Here is a 17,799-nt window from a genome sequence, read left to right as displayed (position 1 = left end):
CATCGGCGCGCAGGCGGCGCGGTAGTTGTAATCCCGCGTGGCGACGGCGCCGGTGGCCGGGCCGTGCCAGGTCCGCACGTCCCAGACCGACTCCGCCGCCCCGTCGAACAGGCCCGAAGGCTCGCGGTACGGCAGGCGCACGTCAAAATGGTAGCTCAGCTGGCCGTCGGCAAAAATGTACGTATCCAGAGCGCGCACGTCGTCCATCTCCGTGCGCCAGTAAATGCCCACCTCAGACAGAATGCGCCGGATAAACTGCAGGTCCGTCTCCCGCCACTGGGTGATAATTTCACGCGGCGGGTACGTGCGCTCCAGCCTGAAGTCAAAATCCGCACCCTCCAGCCCGTGTTTGCGCAATACCTGCTCCACCACCTCCGGAACGGACTGGTTCTGAAACACGGCGCACTGGCGGGTATATCCCAGCAGCGCCAGGCGCGAACTGAGCGTCACCCGGTAGTGGGACTGGTCTTTTGATGTGGACAGCCATTCCAGGCGGGTCACTATGCCGTGAACGCTTTTGCCGCTACGCATCCGCAACGAGGCATATTTCATCAGCGCCCGTTCCGGGGAGATAGACGCCTGCCGGGTCGTGAACTCAATGTCCCACCTGAACGGCTCGCTCAGCGCTTCCCGGCCGCGAAAGCGCAGAACGTCCGGCGTCACCGGACCGTCATTGATCTCCAGAGCATAGCGGGTCTGTTCGTCAAACGGCGCTAACCAGTTATCCATTACGTCACTCCTTTACCGGCACGAGGCTGAGCCAGCCGTCGCCCAGCTCAATCGTGCGGGGGGCGTCCGGATCCAGGTCGTCGCGGGTCAGCACCAGGCGCCAGCGGTTGTCCTTCCGATCCGGGCGGTTAAACAGTCCCACCACCGCCACGAACTGCGCGTCTTCATCCATCGGCATATTGAGCGTTACGCTGCCGTTGGGCATCACCAGCAGCGATTTTGACGCCAGTACGTCGTCTTTAAGGACCGTATCGGCATTACGCAGCAGCGTCTGATAATCGGCGGCATCAATCGCTTTCCGATCCCTGAGCTGATAAACCCGCACCATCGTTGCCAGCGGCGTCTGCTCGCCGTCGGCGTTAATGGCCGCGCGCGGGGCAAAATCCAGATGCAGCGTTTTAATTTTCTTGTAGAAGAGGGATTTCGTGATGCTGACCGCTCCGTCAGAGACGGTCTGTGTCAGACCGCAGCCTGCGAGCAGACCGCAGGCAATAAGCGTCAGCGCCCACCAGCGGGTTACTGTTGCCATGCAAAAGTTCCTTTATTGATAGCTTGAATACGTGGTTAATCGAAGCGGTAATTCCCGTGTTCTGCGGCGTACAGTGCGGAGTATTGAAGTCCTTCATAGCAGCCCAGATTGACGGTCAGACTGTCCCGCGGCGTACTGAGTTTGCCTGCCTTCAGACCCAGCACACCTGTTCTGCCCAGTTGTATACGCCTGCCCTTGCCCAGGCGAGGCTCAGGGAGCAATCGCACAGGTACGGTCAGGCGCAAACGCACATCGCTGCGGTAGCCGAGATAAACACGCAGTAACACCAGCAGATCGGTATGCAAAACCCCACCGGGTAACCACCCTTCGGCCTCGTCCGGATCTTCCGTTTCCAGCGTCACCAGCACCCGGCTGCATGCCTCTTTGGCTGTTTTACCCAGCGTGGCGCGCTGCGAAAGACGGACGCGATTTCCCGCTTCCAGCCGGGTGCGATTTTCGATATGGACTTTAACCGGATCCGGTTCAGTGATGACTGCCCGCGTATTCGGCGCCAGCAGGCTCACCAGGGCCCGAATGCCTTCAGCATTGCGGGTGGGCAACCGCATCGTCCCGAGCAAGGCCAGAAAGCGGGACACCGGCGTGGCCACCTGTTCGGCGGTCCCCGGGATCCCAAGTCCAACCAGACCCAGCAGGCACTGCGATGTCGCATCACGGCCACCCGCCTCGAAGGTGGCGGGCCAGGCGTATTTCCGCCAGATCCGATAGTACTGCGTGGTGATGCGGTGACTGAAAATATCCAGAAACGAGGTGACGGCCTCATGCCCCTCACGACGCTGGGCAATGTCATCCAGGTACATCGTCGGCAGTGGCGAATCCACGCCGTACATCCCGAGGAACGTGGTGCGGACGGTCGGCGGCAATTCCGGATGGTCTTCATCGGTCTCCACCGCCTTCAGGGTGCTGACCGGAAAACCCATACCAGGCCAGGGCCTGAAACGCACCGGATCGTTGCCCGGGTGGCTGGTGGCACCCAGTTTCGGGGCGTCCGGGTTCTCTTGCTCCAGCAGCTGGCAGAAACGGTAGAAATTGGCCCGCCAGATGTCCTTTTTCAGGGCTAACGTCAGCCCGGTACGTGTTGGCTGTGATTCTCGCGCCATCTCAGTCGTTTCCCTGTTGGTTGCAGCACCAGCGTGAGCTGATTGAAAAGGTGAATATCGGCATAGAGCGCAAAGAAGCGATGCAACATCTCTCCGAAGAGATTTACATCCCCCTCACCGGCAAAATTATCCCTGTTGAGCGTGACCTCGATGTCCACGCCGCGGAGCATAAAACCTTTTTCAAAGCGGCGGATCAGGGTGTGCTTCACCGCCACAATCGCCTCAAGCCGGCGACGGTTCATTTCGTCGTCGGTCCAGTCGTACAGCGCCAGCGTCCCGCGCAGGACTTCAGGGTTATCCATCATGCTGAGGAAGTTTGATCCCAGATGACTCATGACACGCCAGTGAAAGCGGTCGTTTGCCGGGGGATACAGTGGCATGGTGGGTGCCGTGAGGTTCAGGATCCTGACGGGCACCTTGCCGGCTTTTACGGGCCGGTCCAGCAGGGTGCTGGCCAGCGCCTTACGCGGGAGTTGTCCGTTGGTGCCGGTAATGCGCATCGACAGCGACTCGGATTTCTCAGACAGCTGTTCCAGTTCGAATGATCGGCCTCCGAGTATGAGCCAGGTGTCATAGAGCCCTGACGGCCCCCGTTTCACGCGGGTATGGTAATAACGCTCAGGCGCATCGTGGCGCATCATGCCGCCCCGGTGGCGGAAGCTGGTAAACGGTACGTAAGGATGTTTGCCATTTTTTATGGCACCGTGGATGCTGTCGACGCTGTAAATCTCGGTGTGACCATCCTGAAGACGCAGCGGCCTGAGCAAGTATTCGTTCTCCAGCGGGTTAAGCGTCAGTGGATCGGCTTCCAGGGTAAAGAGATTAATGACCGGCGCACAGTGCAGCCGGAAGTTTTCTGTCTCAAAAGGCAGATCGGATGACCAGGCCTCACTGAGCACGATGTCGATTTCAAACCAGGTGCTGGCCTCAGTGAGCCCAAGGGCGTCGAGACCGCGCAGCTCAACAAACATAAACTTCGGACGGAAGCTGAAATACTCCAGCAGCAGTTTATAACCGCTGAAAGCGGTATCGGCTTTCTTCCAGAGACCGTCATGGTCATCAAAGCCCATGGGTTTGCACCAGCCATCAAACTGATGACGCTCGGTATGCGTCCCGGCGTGACGGGCATACATCGCGTGTACCCGTCGGGTCATCGCCAGATGCAGTGCTGAACTGATCGGACTCTCTGCGTTAAGGAAGATGGCGACCTTGTCGATCCCGGCTTTACTCCAGTCCACTTTTTCCGGGCATTCGAAGCGCAGACGGACAGCAGAGCGGCCATCGGTTTCCGTATGCAGGCGGACGTCCGCAAGATGCAGTGGTTGCAGGGGAACATCGCGGGTTGTCCGGTACTGGCATGCTGTCTTATGCGGCCCGACAGGGCGTGACAAAACGGAGAAGCCTTCTGGCAGCATCTCAGCCTGGCGCAGGCTACGCCAGTCAGGCGAAAACTCTACGATGGCCAGCGACGGGATGGTGCGCATGTAGTGCGGCCACAGCAGGCTCACCAGGCCTTCGGTCAGCTCCGGCAGGTCGTCGTCGAGCTTTTCACGCAAACGCCCCATCAGGAAGGCAAAGCCTTCGAACAGACGCTCCACGTAAGGATCACGCGCGCCGGGTTTATCCAGATTCAGCATTGCGGCCCGATCCGGATGAGCGCGGGCAAACTCTTTACCCGCCTCACGCAGGTAGCGCATCTCTGCTTCGTAATAGCGCAGGGTCAAATCATCCATGCACGACATTCCTGAAAGTTTTAAAAGAAAAAGTTAGCCACAGAGCACCGTGGCACGGGCCGGCTCGATGGCAATACGCCGCGCCGGCAAGTTGTCCATCTCGGGCATCAGACGGGTTTTATCGGATTCGCTGCGACCGGCTTTCCTGCGCAGTAATGTCAGACGATGGGCCTGGAGCGCAAACCACCGCGCGGGCTCCCAGTTAACCAGCGACAGCTGAGGGGCGCCGGCAGTCAGTTCGTCAGGCAGGTGGCGCGCCACGCCGTTACGGCCACCCTGCTCAGCCATCCGCGCCATCAGCAGGCGCATTAGCCAGCGATGGCGGGGCGTATCCATCCCCGGTTGGGACGGGTGGAGCCAGGCAAGCGCCGCCTCGGGCCCTTTCGTGTCTCCCTTCTTCATGGCCTTGGACTCAAGGAGTAACACACCATCAGCCTGGCCATTAACGACGGGAGCGGGTTCGGGCCGTACATCAGGCCTTCTGCATTCATTTTTTCAGCAATCCAGCTGGCGGTCACGTCGTCAGCAGACCGGGGGCCGCCATTCCATGCCAGCGTTTCGGGCCCCGGGAGGCGCTTAAGCCGCAGACGCCGAACGAAAAAGAGGGCGTCGGTCCAGGTATTCCAGAGGGGACCGGCATGGCTGAGCTCCTGCCAGAGGTACGGGGATCGCGGTATCTGCCCCAGTCCAGAGCCGGCCCGGACGCCTGCAACAATCAGCACAAGCCTCTCCGCCGGGATGAGGCGTTGATGTTTGCCCAGGCATCCGAAGGCGGAACGCACGGGCCTCCCCCGTTTTTCCCATTTGCTGTGCTCAGCACATAGCCAGAACAGCACCGGCAGCACGGCATGCCAGCCGTCCTGGCCTCCCTCATCCTGCTGGGTTATCACGGTGGATAACGGATCGCTCAGGGCGAGAGACGTCCCGCCCCGCGGTATGTTACGCCCGGAGGCCGGGCCCTGCGACAGCGTCAGCGAAAGCCGCGCATCCGTTTCGCGGTGATGATCAGCCAGCGTGAAAAGTGCGCCCAACAATGCGCCCTGAGGGTTGAAAAAGACGGTATCTGCCATAAAACCGAGCCAGCCGCCCCAGAAAGGCCGACGTCGAAACCTTTTTCCTGACAACGTATCGGTCTGACGGGTTTCTCCCAGCACGTTAATGCATGACTTGTCGCAGTGAAGAAGCGTCTTACCCGCACGCCAGGCCGCGAGCGTCATATAAACACTGTGCGGTGGAAAGCGCGTCATGATCACAAGAGAAAGAAACCCTTTTGCTGGCGCCGGATGATGCTTCAGCCAGTCCGTAAGCCATGCCTGACGCGAATAAAACGTCATAAAACGCCTGGGGGCCGCTGATTTGGCCTCCCGCCAGCGGTCCACTTTGCAGCCAATCCCCGAAGACCAGCCTTTTCCCTGCCTGGTGAAGGCCAGGATCGGGTGCAGCGCCTTGCCCATGATTACTGCTCCTCCTTTGCGCCAGCGCCGGCGTTGAAGATTGATCCGGGCAGCGTGAACCCCTGAAGTTTCAGCAATGCCAGGGGACCATTTGCGAGCTCGCTGCGCATCACAAACTTCAGCGGGTTGCCATCGGCGGTGATCCACACCAGCTGTGTACGGCTGGCGTCAAGCGGAGTGATGTGTGCCCGGGCCAGCAGGCGAATGAATCCCCAGTTGCCCTGGTTGTTGGCATACAGCTGCATGCCACTGCTCACACTGCGCCAGCTGAGTGATACGCCTGGATAATACGTGTTTCCGGGCCAGGTGAAGCTTTGCCAGCTTTCCATCTGATTGAAGTAATCCAGCTTCTGCTCATCAAGGCTCAGTTGCACCCTGGCAACATCCCGTGAGGGACGCGCCATCAGTTCGAAATGAACGCCCGCATCGCCTCGTGAGAAGACGATATCTGACAGTTCCGCCAGCTGGTTAATCGCCCGGAGAAAATCCTGGCTAACAATCATCCCCTGACTGGCAGAAGGGTCAACAATCCAGCGGTTCCCCTCCTGATGAAGGATCCCGCCAAGGTTGGTTTTCAGGAACGCGCTGATTCGGCCTGAGTCACTTCGCAGGAACTGCGCCAGCAGCGGCAGCGAGGCATCGCTGCCGGTGGCTTTAAACGGGTAGCGTCCCGCAAAGGCCGTATTCCACTGATCGACAATGGTTGTCTGCCAGCGGGCATTGAGACTTTCCGCCGCCGGGGCAAGCACCTGTCGCCAGGCCAGATCCAATGGCTGCACAAACAGCGACTGGCCGAATCCGCTCCACTCCTGCCCGAGACTCGCCGCAACCAGGCTGCCGTAGTCGCGGGTGTCGGTCAGATCGATGGCTTTGCCCTGGAAGACCGTCTGAGCCAGCATCTGCGACATCGCCTGCGGATCCGGGGCGCTGGTGACCTGCTGGAGCTTCAGGCGCACCTGCGTGACGCGAGCCAGCCAGGACTGGAAGCTGAGGTTCCCGTTGCTTCCCGTCCCCTCTTTACCTTGCATCAACCCCATCAGCGGGCCAAAGACACCGTCGAGCGGCCCTCTGGGCCCCTGAGTCTGTTCGATGAACTGTTTTACACGCTTTTCCTTACCGATCAGCTTCTTCGCCGAATCCACTATCGAATCGGCCAGTGCTTCGCCCTTCTGCCCGGTTTTGCCCTGCCAGGCCAGCGTGTTCATCAGGGCGACCAGTGGCGACTGGCGGACATCGCCGATCAGGTTGAGCTGGGCAATCGCTTCAGACAGTGAGCTCGCCTGCTGCCATTGAATACTGTTAACCATGTTCAGCCAGGCATTACCAAAATCGGTAAAATAGCGTTCTGTCAGACGGGCTTTCAGCGCCTCCGGGGAGATATCGCTCCCTGTCTGGTGGGTCTTATCCGTCAGTACCCAGTCAATCTCGTCGCGGCGAGTCTTGACCACCTGGTCAATCGCATCCTGTACCTGTTCATCCCAGGCCTGGCGGGTAAACATTCCCGGCACAACTTCGTCAGTGCTGAATACCGTTGAGGCATCGGTGTCGCCGGTCATATCGGCAAGCGTTAAATCAGGCCAGTTGCTGGCCACGCGCTTAAGCATGTCCTGATATAACCCGGACTCAGCGTTGCGCTGGCCAATCTGCTTGAGCAGGATCTGACGGATCGTGCTAATTAATTCAGCGTCAGGCTTAATTTTCCATTCCGGATGAGCCGGGAGGTTTTGCGCATAAAAGCCCAGCAGTTTCGGTGCCATTTCCTGCCAGGCACCATTCGGCACATTCTGGCGTGTCGGCCAGGCTTTCATCACGTTTTTTGCCAGCCAGCCTGCGTCTGCTTTGTCCGGACGGGCCATCATCAGGTAACTTTTGAGTACGCCCCAGATATACTGCGAGCTTTGCGTACGGGCATCACTGGCAGGAGGAAGTTGGACAAAGGCCGCCAGCTGCTGCCTGAGACTATCTGCTGTAGCCTCCCTCATCAGCTGTGCATTATTTTTCGCATACAGCGGCCAGAGCGCGGCCAGCGTGTCGCTGTCCTGATTCAGGCCAAATCGGGTGTACCATGGCGCGCCGGTCGCCTCACGATGCTGCAGACGGGCGATGGCCTGCTGGAGTACGAGCTGGTTACGCAGGCGTTCAGTCAGCGGTAATGCGGTATCCGCCGCCTGCCTCGCCGTTTCCTGTGCCTGATAAATCTGGGTACGGTTAACGGCGAGAGACAACAAGGTACCTGCGCCCCATAAGACAATCAGCGACAGCAGGACGAGTCGTCGCACTTTCCGCCCGTCATAGCCCCGTTTTTTGGCGCTGACGGCATCACAATCATCCGTCACCGCCGCCCAGCCAGGGGTATCAAGACGCGTGTTAGGTAGGGATCCCGCACCGGCCAGTTCCGGACTGAACATGATGCCACGCAGACGCCAGGCGGCAGTTCCCTGCATCACCCCACTGAGTAATGCGTTCAGGCTGGATTTCAGCCCGTTTTGCAGACGGGAAGAGAGCTGAAGCAGGCCGTCATGTGCCGGATGATTCACAACCTGCGCTATCCCGACCTCACGAAGTCGTGAGATAAGGATCTGAATAGCCTCATTCGCGGCCTTCGGCGTCCCTCCAGGCCCGAACATCGCCCCGATAGCCGGCGGCTGCGCGTCCGGCTGATCGGCGCTAGCTTTATCCGTCAGCCACAGCCAGACAGGCGCCTGCCAGCCCAGCTGATGGTCGGCTTTCTGGCGGCAACGCAAGAAGGCATCCCGTTCGCTATCCGTCGGGAGGGCTGAGCCACTCATCACCTGGACGATGCCATCAACCGGCGGGCCGGAACGCAGGCGCTTCAGTTTTGCAAAAAAGATCTCATCCGGAAGTGACTGCGCATCACCGCCATAAATCAGCACGCTGCCGTCGCCTTCCTGCCAGAGGTCATGAGACAAGCCCGGGGCCGCTTTCTCGACGTCGTCCGGATTACCCATCACCAGCAGGATTCGCACTTTACGCTGCCAGCGACGGCCATAGCGAAAGCGCAGGTGTTCGGACACCGCATCCTCACTGAAGACCGGCTCTTCTTCATCATCTTCGCTCGCAATGGTGCCTGTTGCCGGGGCGACCATCTGCGCCTTTTTCTGACCCCAGTGGAAATACAGCCCCGATTTACCGGCGACGTCGAAGGCCTTCTCAATCAGCCAGCCGAATAAAAGCATCGCGGCAACCAGGATGGCGCAGAATGTGAGGATCCGTTGCCCGTCATACGGCCCAAACCCCGTGGCAGAGGCGACATTTTCCGGAAAGGCATAAAACAGAAATGCCACGATGACCGTCAGAAAAAAGGCGACAGTCACCACCGAGCCGATGAGTGTTTTAACTTTTACTTTAGACATGCTTAGGCGATTCCTTGCGAACGTCTTCTTTGGTGATGACCGCTACCCAGATGTCGTCTTTGTCAGCGGCGGGTTGTGCGGCGATAACCTGCACCCCTCGTTGTTCAAAGGCTGCATCGGCAAGCGTGATGGCGACCCATGGAGCGGCATGGCCGGTGTAGCCCAGCACCGGATCGATGCTGAAGTTGTCTTCAGAAAGACTAAATGCCACACCGCTCGCCTCGCAGGCATTATTCCAGCCGCTCCCTGCTGTCAGACCTGGACCAGAAATCCAGCTGCCCCGGAGTACGTCGGGACCGATGTTGGCCCAAAGCAATGCACGTTTAAGCGTTTTAGCCAACGTGGCTTCAGGGCCCCTTTCCGGGCGATGAAGGCGAAGCGCATCCGGCCAGGCGTGGGCTTTGCGGTTGCTCAATACCACCATCGAGACAGCATCAGCGTCTTCTTCCCGGGGGGCCGCCGGTAACGACAGCGTGATGGCAACCAGAATGCCCGGATGGTCCCATCGCTTGTCCAGCCAGGCGTCAAACGCCCCCAGCCCTTTTCCGGCCATCAGGCGAAATATCCTGCCGGTTTTGAGTGAAAGCTCGGCTTTAAGCGGCTCTTCAACCAGGGGATACAGGTCACGGTCGCAGTCCAGCATCAGCCAGCATGGCAGCTCGGGCGGAAGTGGCTGAACAATTACATCCACACGCGTGGTCAGCTTAGTGACTGCTGCTTTGAGCGCTTTCGATAAATCCGCCTGATAGGCTGTTAAGGCCGCATATCTGACCGGTTTGTCACACCCTCTGGGGTGCGAGAAATCGATAGCGGGAGCGGCGAGTTTCATTACTTCCAGCAGATCGTCGGTTTTGTTTCCGGCCGGACTCTGGATATAAGTGCCGAGGATCCAGGCGCAGCGCTGACCGCGCCGAATTTCACTGTCGATGAGTCTTTCTCTTTCGACATTCCGCGACTCGGCCCCCACCTGCTCAGCTTTATAGGCAAACCGGCGTAAACCGAAAAGAAGCCCCCAGGTGCAAAACGGAAGCCCCAGCGCGGTGAACCAGAAGACAAATCCGCTTCGCTCTGACGTCCAGCACCCTAGCGTGAGCGCGATGCCCCCCAGCATGACAAACGCGAGGAAGAGCAGCCAACGGCCGGTGCCGGGACGCGCTGCCTTAGGAGCCTGTTCAGGGATGGCATCCAGCCAGACGGGCATAATCAGGCAACCTTTGCAGCGGCAAATGAACTGATCAATGTGCAACCACAGGCACATTTATGACCGTGAAAGGCAACCGGGATACCATGATCAAGATAATCAGGGTTGCCTTCTACGATGATTGTCGGGCCATGTCCCGGAACCGGGCAGGACACTTTGTCACCTTTACGGGCAACGCCAATACCGCCGAATTTCATCGTTTCTGAGGCGGTCAGGACCGAGCCGCCGTGAGTGGTTTTATCGCCTTTACGGATAATCTGGAGCATTAATAAGGACCTCTGCGAGTTAATAATTTTCATTAGGTTAAAGTAACTAGCCTCCAGACATATTAATCCTGAATCTGTCCCAGTAAGTCATTTAACTCATTCACTCTTGAAATGTTCATGTCCATACGGCATACGCTGTACATTGGCGAACCGATTAGAAATCCTTGAACATCACACCAATTTTCACGTGAAGCAATCCAGTTTTTTTGCGCCGTCTCGAATTTACTTGTAATGTCAGATATTCCACGCGCTTTAATGATTCTGTATATTTTCTGATAAACAATGTTCATGTCTTTCTTTGCGGCGTCTGATGCCTGGTCGGCACAACCCATTACAACAGCGTTATTTATATCTTGATTCATTTTGCGACAATCAGTTTCAATCTTGGAATAGTCGCTTAGCGCAGCATGTGAAATACAAGGGAGTATTAGAAGTAAAGTCAGTGTTTTGTTCTTAATCTTCATTTTTTGAACAATCCAGTGGAGGCACTAGTAATTTAACTTACCTCTAAGTGCCTGGTTCTACAATCAATCTAGCTTTAATTTTTCCACGGCACTTTTTAAGGTTCTGGGAATGATTTGGAAGCGCCCAGTAGCAAACATATCAAATCGAGATTGCGCACTCATGACTTGACTTATAGTCATCGACGTCAAGTTTGTTTTATAATGAGCCTCAATGTGAGTTGGGTTGGGATGAGGCCACGTTTTATTATATGCGGTATAATCATTTTTAGATTCAACATGCCCTAATAAATCAGCAAATGGACTATGCGCCCATCCAGTACTGCCCTTGAATTTTAACGTTGCCAAAAACTTAATTGGATGCATATGCCATAATGAAGGACCAAGTTTTTCAGATATAACATCCTGCATCCATGCCATTTTTTCAAGAAAATCTTCGCTATACTTCTTCCATTCTGGGGCTTCTTTTTTCAGCGCATTGAGGAAAGGTTGCCAAATAGCATCACCTTTTTTGAAGTACCAGTCGCTGGGATGTTTTACGATAGTTTTCTGAATAACGTCACGATAGTCAGGATTGTGAAGTGCTCTCCTTTTCCTTACCAAGCACGAAAATTTGCTTGCTGCAAATTGGTATGTCAAGTTTACCCTAATCACCTTTAAGCTTACTTACACTACAAAATGATTCGATACTGTATTGAACACCACCGCAAGATGATTTGAAAACATTTGCAGTACTTGCATAACAAAATGCTGGCAATAACAGAATGCCAATAAGATTTTTCATAAATTCACCGAGCGTTTTTTTAAAAGCACCACCTCAACTTTTGGAGGTTATTAATTGAACAACTGGGGCAATGCTGACAAAAAACAAAACACCGACCAGTGATTATAGGAAATGTAGCTATTTTAGCTTCTCTAGTTTGTTGTCTTTAAATATCCACACCTCAGATTTTTTAGAATCATTGATATCTTGAATATTAATTTTGACTTTATCGCCGTCATTATTAATCATAACAGACCCCATGCAATAATCTATCGGCTTATGCACCTGGATTTTATTTTCAGAATCCAAGGAAATGATTCTGATTGCTTCTGCCTCACAAGCATTTCCCATTGGAGAGTCTTGGAATATCCATACTCCAGTCCAAGAGTCAGCAAGGAGAGAGTAAGATTTCAAATAGGAAGGAGATTCATACTCACAGTCATGCTTCGAAACAATTTTATCATTAAAAGATATTTCACATTGGTTTCCATTTTTTATTGAATGGACTGTGGGCAAAAAGAAACTGTTTGCCATACTATACATAGGTAAAAGTGTAACTATCAAACACAGAATTTTTCGCATGTTAACCTCGATATTCTTCTTTCATTCCTAAGTTTAATTTCTCTCTTACTTTAAAGCCTGCTTCATATTTGGTTATTGCATTGTCTTTATTCAGATCTAAGCCTTTATTATCATTATAGCTTCTCCCTTCATCATACAGGATGTAACTGTTTGGTTTCCCTACAGCCCTGGGGCAAAATATAACCATATAAACATCTTCAATTGTTTTAATCTTTCCAGTGTACGGTTTTAAATATTTTTCCACATAATTCAAGTGTTCAACCGAGGTCATGCCAGCCAATTCATTAGTTGTCGTGCCTAAAGAGCGCGCAGTATTCGACATAAATTGTATCAGGCCAGTAGCACTTCCATTCGGATTTTTAACGCTTGGGGAAAAGGTTTCTCCTGTTTCAAATGCCATACATAACATCAAATAATCTGGATTTATTTCCAGTCGTTCACAAACCTCAATAACCTTAAGCTTAAATTCTTTTGAAACTTTAGCACCCCATGCGATCTTATCAAGATTTTGGTCCTTTAATGAGCCAAGGAATCTAAGCGGGTGCATATGCCATAACGAAGGCCCCAGTTTTTCAGTTGTCACATCCTGCATCCATGCCATTTTATCGATAAAATCTTCACTGTATTTCTTCCATTCTGGCGCATCTTTTTTCAGCGCATTGAGGATAGGTTGCCAGATAGCATCACCTTTTTTGAAATACCAGTCGCTGGGATGTTTTACGATTGCTTTCTGAATCACGTCCCGATAGTCGGGATTATGAAATGCTCTTCAGTATTCCATCGGAGAGTAACGGTCGCTTCCGCTGTCAATTTTATCCAGCAGGCGCTGATAATTATGCTTCACCAGGGCATGACTGGTTCGCGTATCACCGGTCGCGGCCTGATAGAGCGAATCGATAAGGCTACGGAAGAATCCAATGGGCTGGTTTTTCCCATCGAGGTAATCATGGCTGGTGGGCTTTGCGGTTTCAGTTCTGAAACCCAACTTTGCCGAATCAGGCTGTGATAAAAGATGCTATTAACCCTATCCTGATGTCAAATATATTATAATAACTTTTTGGGTATTATTTAAACTCACACTTATTCATTTCAACATTAAGTCGATCACCGGAAGCGACAACAAAATCCGGTTCTGATTTCCAGATGTAATTATTATGTTTTGTATCAAAGAAACCTTTCCATTTCATATGCATAGTGCCATTTTTGAATGTAACATCAGCAATAGGTTTGCTCTTAGAAATTACAGTCCAGTCAATTGTCTCATTCATTGTCTCAATCACATCCTTATAAAATAACTTTAATTGGCCATTGTAATCTTTTTGTATAAAACCGGAAACATAAAGATTGTTATCATTTATATTTATTTTGACCTCATTTGATGACTCGATTTCCACGGACCCACCGAATCCACCACACTTCACGGCCCAATAACCAACCCCCTCTCCGATATTTGCAAATACTAAAACTGGGAATAAGCATACTAGTGAAATAATTAATTTTCGCATTTTAGAAATCATTTAAAAACCCATTTTTTATATGTAAGTTTGATTTACCTTCCAATTCTTCTTTGAGGAAGTCATCGTAAAGCCTTAAACATTCGCTCAAAGACTTAATTGGTTGACCATGTCGACCGGGTGGTAGACTTGCCCATTCATAACTGCAACTATTCTCAATAGCTTCTTTGATATTACCTTGAGTAATCATATTTAATGCATTATCTCGTACTTTCTCCTTGAGTATTACAACACAAAGTAAATCTTGAGATTCAGGACTAAAATCGGCAATGCCATATTGACCTCTCCAAAAAGCAGTAGAGCGGTCTTCCCAAGTATATCCCATAACTTGATATGCCCCGGCTGCTGAAGATATATAAACCTTCCCAGTCTTCTTATTTGTCCTCGTAATTTTAATCTGGGGATGTGTTGCGAAAGTTTTATGATAATCCTTTATGAATGATTCTCCACCAAATAATCGTTCATAACCCTGCTCACCCGTAGTTCCTTCACATACCCTGATCATTCTCATGAAAGCCCTTACCCTTGCTTCTTCTATAGTTATAGCTTTTGAGAAAAAATAACTTAAGAAAACAATCGGATGCATATGCCACAATGAAGGCCCCAGTTTCTCAGTTGTCACATCCTGCATCCATGCCATTTTATCGAGAAAATCTTCACTGTATTTCTTCCATTCTGGCGCATCTTTTTTCAGCGCATTGAGGAAAGGTTGCCAGATAGCATCACCTTTTTTGAAGTACCAGTCGCTTGGATGCTTCACGATTGTTTTTTGAATGACATCACGATAGTCAGGGTTATGCAGTGCTCTCCAGTATTCCATTGGAGAATAACGATCACTTCCACTGTCAATTTTATCCAGCAGGCGCTGATAATTATCCTTCACGAGAGCATGACTGGTTCGCGGATCATTGGTAGCGGCCTGGTAAAGCGAATCGATGAGGTTACGGAAGAATCCAGTGGGCTGGTTTTTTCCATCCAGGTAATCAAAGCTGTCAGGCTCTGCGGTTTCCGTTCTGAAGCCCAGCTTTGCCAGATCATACTGCGACAAAAGTTGAGGTTCCGCCTGACCTTTGGGGGCGTAAGCATTTTCTGTTCGCAGCTGCCAGTATTCCTGTTTGGTCGACTTATCGACTTCCGTTTGCACCTGACTCAGTGGAAGGATCCCCGCCCTGGTTGTTGCCCTTGTATCTACTGTGAATGTTCCTGTTGCAACATCTTTTTTGTACAACGTAAGGCCCGGCGCGTACTTCAGCCAGAGTGGATTCTTTTCTCCCACCTGCTCAGGGTTGGTCAGGAACGTTTCCAGGTTATCATCCATACTCGTGCATTCGATATGCACCTGGTATCGCGCTTCATATCCGCCATCCTTAGGCGCCTGATAATATCCCATATGACCAACAGGATCACCTGCACTGATAGCAAAGGGAGTCGGGCATACTACCTGGTCAAATTTCATCGCTTCTTTTGCTGGCGGCATGAGTTTCTGCCACCAGGAAGGCTGTACCACCCCATCAGTGCCAGGAGACAGGTTGTTTTTGTCCACAAGCATCCAGTATTGCTGCCCTGGCTTCAGGGATGTTTTCTTGCCCTTTTTCAACGCCTGTTCTGAGAGGCTAACAAAGGTAACAAGGCCATACTCTCGCTGATTAAATGCAACGGTATGGAGGCTGCTGTCTGTTTTATCCCACTCAACAACAGATCCTTTTGGGATCGTACCCTTGCGATAGCTTTCACTGGTACTTTTATTGTTGGTACTGGCGGTCATGACCCATTCTGGATCGTAGGCCGTAAGCGTATCCTGGACTGTCCACTTTGTTTCCGCCGGATTGACACTATAGGCTGAATAGGGGGCCAGGTGCATATACAGGGTATAGAAATGCAGCCCGCTGGATTCCTTCTCCCCCGGTTGAATAACGTGTTTAACCAGAACAAACGAACCGGAAAAGCTAAGCGGACCAGATTCCCATGCAATCGTCAGATAATCCTTGCAGACACGATAGGCAACCACTTCCCCGTCAGCCATGCATCGCACGGCCTGCTCACCTTTAAAGGGGACCGGGAAATCCAGTGCTTCAAGAGGAGACTTTCCACCAAGAGCACACCACGGGGTCGTGGCTTCCGTGATATGGATCCCGCCATGCCACATGCCACTGCGGCCAATCATATACTGGCCGGTGGATTCCCCCCCGACATGAGAGAGGATCTCTTCCTGATTTTTGAACTCACTCCCCCTGCTATTGGAGGGGATCGGCCAGACAATTTTGATAAATTGCTTTTTCCCGTCAATATTACTAACAGAAGCCGTATCGTCAGTGTAACGATAAAGAATATATGCGGGCTTTATGTTTCGATATTGCTGTCCGGGATAAAATCCTCTAAGTTGAATGAAATCTGAAACCCAGTCAGTGCCATTAAACAAAGCTATGTGTCCATGAGGATGCCCATCAATAGGTTGAATTACAACAATATCACCTGCTTTTTGCCCGGGTATTATTGCTGTGTCCGTAGGGCCTGAACCTGTATAAGAATACACAGGTTTAAAACCTATGGCCTCGAAAGATGGGCCGTAATCACATGCTGATGCAGAGTTTCCAATCCTTGGTGGCGGAATCTTAATTTTTACACCACCAGCTTCCACTGCTCTTCTGACATATGCAGCACATTTCCCAAGACTTCTGGGCTCAACATGACTATTAATGTAACTAACTGATGCACTATTATTCCACATGGATTCAGCCTCACTATTCCGTTACGCCGACGATTTTCCAGTCAGTGTTGATTTTTCTAAGGGAGACTTTGAGTATGTTTTTAGGTTCAGAATCATTCCCCAAAACAACTTCAACCACAGACTTGCCTCCATTGTTCGTAATAGTGCTGGTCTTAATATTCAACTTCCAGGAAGGGTATACATCCTGAGATTTCGTAAAATAGTTAACGTCAGACTCAATCCAAACACCGCCCCACTCACAAATGTAATTTCCTTTATATTGTTTGCACTCATGTTTCTGTGAGCATTTTTTTTCTAATTCTGATGCTGATACCGAGTCATCAGAGTCATAATTACACATTGTGGAATCAGCAATGCTATTAATTAGTTGATCAGAAACGTTCTTTTTAACTAATGCGTCATTATTCCCTGCGTCATCCTTAAGATATTCTGAGTAAAAGTCATGTACAATATCTTCAGGGCTTGTTGATTCAGCAGCAAACGCTAAATACGAAAAAGAAAACAGGAATACACAAATAAAAGAATGAAATAAGTTATGAGTTAATGATTTCATTTTCGACCCTCAATCATTAGATGACTTACTGCTGATTTTGCTTTCCTGAGTGATATCCGTCAGGCTGAAACTGGGTGTTTCGTTGGGGAGATTTGCGCCTGAGCCTGGTACCAGATAGTCAGACGTCTTCATAATGAACTCACCTGATGAGCCGTGCTCAATCCCGTTTTTACTCAGCCTCAGATAAGATCCGCCACCGTTAAGCGTCAGCGTTTCCGGGGTGTTGATAATAATTTCGTCTTCACTGCTGGTCACCGTCAGCTGCTTTTCAGAAAACAGCGCCATCGCGTTGTGCTGAGCCTGAATCTCGATGTCTCCCTGGTTGGCAACCAGCTTCGCCCCCTCTTTATGCACAAACATCCCAAGCGCTTTTTCTACCGTTACAGAAAGATTTTTCATCGCACCGACATCAAGATGCTGACCGGCATTGATCATGGTGTTGCGGATGCTGCTGAGCTGAAGGTGCTCGCCTGAGGTCAGTGCCACCCCCTGCGGTGCGCTGCACAGCAGGACCGCTGACTGTAGGTCTTTGATTCTGTCGGTGACGAGGCTTATCTGCGTGTTGATATCGGATACCAGCGCGCCGGCCGCTTCGGCGGCGCCGTTCAGGGCCTGCATCTGGCGGTTGGCCTGGTTAATCTGGTTTATCGCAGGGGCCATTTCCAGCACCGGCCCCTGCGCTTTGGCCTGGGCATCCGCCGTCAGGAACAGCCCTTTTGCCGCGCGGACTGCGCCATGCTCATCCGTTCGCAGTTCAAAACCGGCCCCGCGCTTTTCACGCTGGCCGTTGACCA

15 protein-coding genes and 2 pseudogenes are annotated in these 17,799 nt (G+C 52.1%); all 17 read right to left on the bottom strand.

The features are described from left to right. Positions 1-729: type VI secretion system Vgr family protein (locus BS626_RS17530; protein WP_139308866.1), on the bottom strand; the 729-nt coding region annotated here is incomplete at its 3' end. 4 nt (positions 730-733) lie between these two features. Next, positions 734-1,258 carry a type VI secretion system lipoprotein TssJ gene (tssJ, locus tag BS626_RS17525; protein ID WP_075183654.1) on the bottom strand — a complete coding sequence of 175 codons (525 nt, stop codon included), beginning with the start codon at positions 1,256-1,258 and terminating at the stop codon, positions 734-736. A gap of 35 nt (positions 1,259-1,293) precedes the next feature. After that, a complete protein-coding gene (gene tssG / locus BS626_RS17520; protein WP_075183653.1) occupies positions 1,294-2,376 on the bottom strand; it encodes a type VI secretion system baseplate subunit TssG in 1,083 nt (360 codons plus the stop codon). Beyond that, positions 2,340-4,109 (bottom strand): type VI secretion system baseplate subunit TssF, encoded by a 1,770-nt coding sequence (tssF, locus tag BS626_RS17515; protein WP_075183652.1) that lies wholly within the window; start codon positions 4,107-4,109, stop codon positions 2,340-2,342. Before tssF ends, tssG begins: the two co-directional genes overlap by 37 nt. A gap of 33 nt (positions 4,110-4,142) precedes the next feature. Continuing rightward, the gene (locus BS626_RS18935) at positions 4,143-4,511 is read right to left on the bottom strand and encodes a type VI secretion system domain-containing protein (protein WP_240494332.1); all 369 of its coding nucleotides are present in this window, start codon (positions 4,509-4,511) and stop codon (positions 4,143-4,145) included. After that, a complete protein-coding gene (locus tag BS626_RS18160) occupies positions 4,508-5,563 on the bottom strand; it encodes a hypothetical protein (protein WP_240494331.1) in 1,056 nt (351 codons plus the stop codon). The genes BS626_RS18935 and BS626_RS18160 overlap by 4 nt, the downstream gene beginning before the upstream one ends. Before the next feature lie 2 nt (positions 5,564-5,565). Beyond that, positions 5,566-8,937: an ImcF-related family protein gene (locus BS626_RS17505; RefSeq protein ID WP_075183651.1), complete on the bottom strand. Its 3,372-nt coding sequence runs from the start codon at positions 8,935-8,937 to the stop codon at positions 5,566-5,568. Beyond that, positions 8,930-10,138, bottom strand: coding sequence for a hypothetical protein (locus tag BS626_RS17500; protein ID WP_075183650.1), 1,209 nt, complete (start codon positions 10,136-10,138; stop codon positions 8,930-8,932). Before BS626_RS17500 ends, BS626_RS17505 begins: the two co-directional genes overlap by 8 nt. A 2-nt stretch (positions 10,139-10,140) precedes the next feature. Next, positions 10,141-10,404 carry a PAAR domain-containing protein gene (locus BS626_RS17495; protein ID WP_075183655.1) on the bottom strand — a complete coding sequence of 88 codons (264 nt, stop codon included), beginning with the start codon at positions 10,402-10,404 and terminating at the stop codon, positions 10,141-10,143. Between the two features lie 62 nt (positions 10,405-10,466). Then, positions 10,467-10,868 carry a lysozyme inhibitor LprI family protein gene (locus BS626_RS17490; RefSeq protein WP_075183649.1) on the bottom strand — a complete coding sequence of 134 codons (402 nt, stop codon included), beginning with the start codon at positions 10,866-10,868 and terminating at the stop codon, positions 10,467-10,469. A gap of 333 nt (positions 10,869-11,201) precedes the next feature. Further along, a pseudogene (locus BS626_RS19110) lies at positions 11,202-11,453 on the bottom strand (hypothetical protein); the annotation flags it as partial. A gap of 313 nt (positions 11,454-11,766) precedes the next feature. Further along, on the bottom strand, positions 11,767-12,210 hold the full coding sequence (locus BS626_RS18470; protein WP_139308865.1) for a hypothetical protein: 444 nt from the start codon (positions 12,208-12,210) through the stop codon (positions 11,767-11,769). Between the two features lie 516 nt (positions 12,211-12,726). Continuing rightward, a pseudogene (locus BS626_RS18465) lies at positions 12,727-13,222 on the bottom strand (hypothetical protein); the annotation flags it as partial. 52 nt (positions 13,223-13,274) lie between these two features. After that, positions 13,275-13,715 carry a hypothetical protein gene (locus tag BS626_RS17475; protein WP_075183646.1) on the bottom strand — a complete coding sequence of 147 codons (441 nt, stop codon included), beginning with the start codon at positions 13,713-13,715 and terminating at the stop codon, positions 13,275-13,277. Between the two features lies 1 nt (position 13,716). Continuing rightward, positions 13,717-16,452: a glycoside hydrolase family 104 protein gene (locus tag BS626_RS17470; RefSeq protein ID WP_075183645.1), complete on the bottom strand. Its 2,736-nt coding sequence runs from the start codon at positions 16,450-16,452 to the stop codon at positions 13,717-13,719. A gap of 13 nt (positions 16,453-16,465) precedes the next feature. After that, on the bottom strand, positions 16,466-17,005 hold the full coding sequence (locus BS626_RS17465) for a DUF3828 domain-containing protein (RefSeq protein WP_075183644.1): 540 nt from the start codon (positions 17,003-17,005) through the stop codon (positions 16,466-16,468). A gap of 9 nt (positions 17,006-17,014) precedes the next feature. After that, positions 17,015-17,799 (bottom strand): type VI secretion system Vgr family protein (locus BS626_RS17460; protein WP_139308864.1); only part of this gene is annotated, 785 nt, incomplete at its 5' end.

The organism is Pantoea sp. 1.19 (genome assembly GCF_001922585.1).
GTDB lineage: Bacteria > Pseudomonadota > Gammaproteobacteria > Enterobacterales > Enterobacteriaceae > 1-19.
This window is presented reverse-complemented; position numbering and strand designations above follow the sequence as displayed.

What these genes read in the sequence shown, in the direction of transcription:
- BS626_RS18160 (WP_240494331.1), bottom strand. Translation starts at nt 5,563, where the DNA reads ATGGGCAAGGCGCTGCACCCGATCCTGGCCTTCACCAGGCAGGGAAAA.
- BS626_RS17475 (WP_075183646.1), bottom strand. Translation starts at nt 13,715, where the DNA reads ATGCGAAAATTAATTATTTCACTAGTATGCTTATTCCCAGTTTTAGTA.
- tssF (WP_075183652.1), bottom strand. Translation starts at nt 4,109, where the DNA reads ATGGATGATTTGACCCTGCGCTATTACGAAGCAGAGATGCGCTACCTG.
- BS626_RS17500 (WP_075183650.1), bottom strand. Translation starts at nt 10,138, where the DNA reads ATGCCCGTCTGGCTGGATGCCATCCCTGAACAGGCTCCTAAGGCAGCG.
- BS626_RS18470 (WP_139308865.1), bottom strand. Translation starts at nt 12,210, where the DNA reads ATGCGAAAAATTCTGTGTTTGATAGTTACACTTTTACCTATGTATAGT.
- tssJ (WP_075183654.1), bottom strand. Translation starts at nt 1,258, where the DNA reads ATGGCAACAGTAACCCGCTGGTGGGCGCTGACGCTTATTGCCTGCGGT.
- BS626_RS17465 (WP_075183644.1), bottom strand. Translation starts at nt 17,005, where the DNA reads ATGAAATCATTAACTCATAACTTATTTCATTCTTTTATTTGTGTATTC.
- BS626_RS18935 (WP_240494332.1), bottom strand. Translation starts at nt 4,511, where the DNA reads ATGAAGAAGGGAGACACGAAAGGGCCCGAGGCGGCGCTTGCCTGGCTC.
- BS626_RS17505 (WP_075183651.1), bottom strand. Translation starts at nt 8,937, where the DNA reads ATGTCTAAAGTAAAAGTTAAAACACTCATCGGCTCGGTGGTGACTGTC.
- BS626_RS17495 (WP_075183655.1), bottom strand. Translation starts at nt 10,404, where the DNA reads ATGCTCCAGATTATCCGTAAAGGCGATAAAACCACTCACGGCGGCTCG.
- BS626_RS17490 (WP_075183649.1), bottom strand. Translation starts at nt 10,868, where the DNA reads ATGAAGATTAAGAACAAAACACTGACTTTACTTCTAATACTCCCTTGT.
- BS626_RS17470 (WP_075183645.1), bottom strand. Translation starts at nt 16,452, where the DNA reads ATGTGGAATAATAGTGCATCAGTTAGTTACATTAATAGTCATGTTGAG.
- tssG (WP_075183653.1), bottom strand. Translation starts at nt 2,376, where the DNA reads ATGGCGCGAGAATCACAGCCAACACGTACCGGGCTGACGTTAGCCCTG.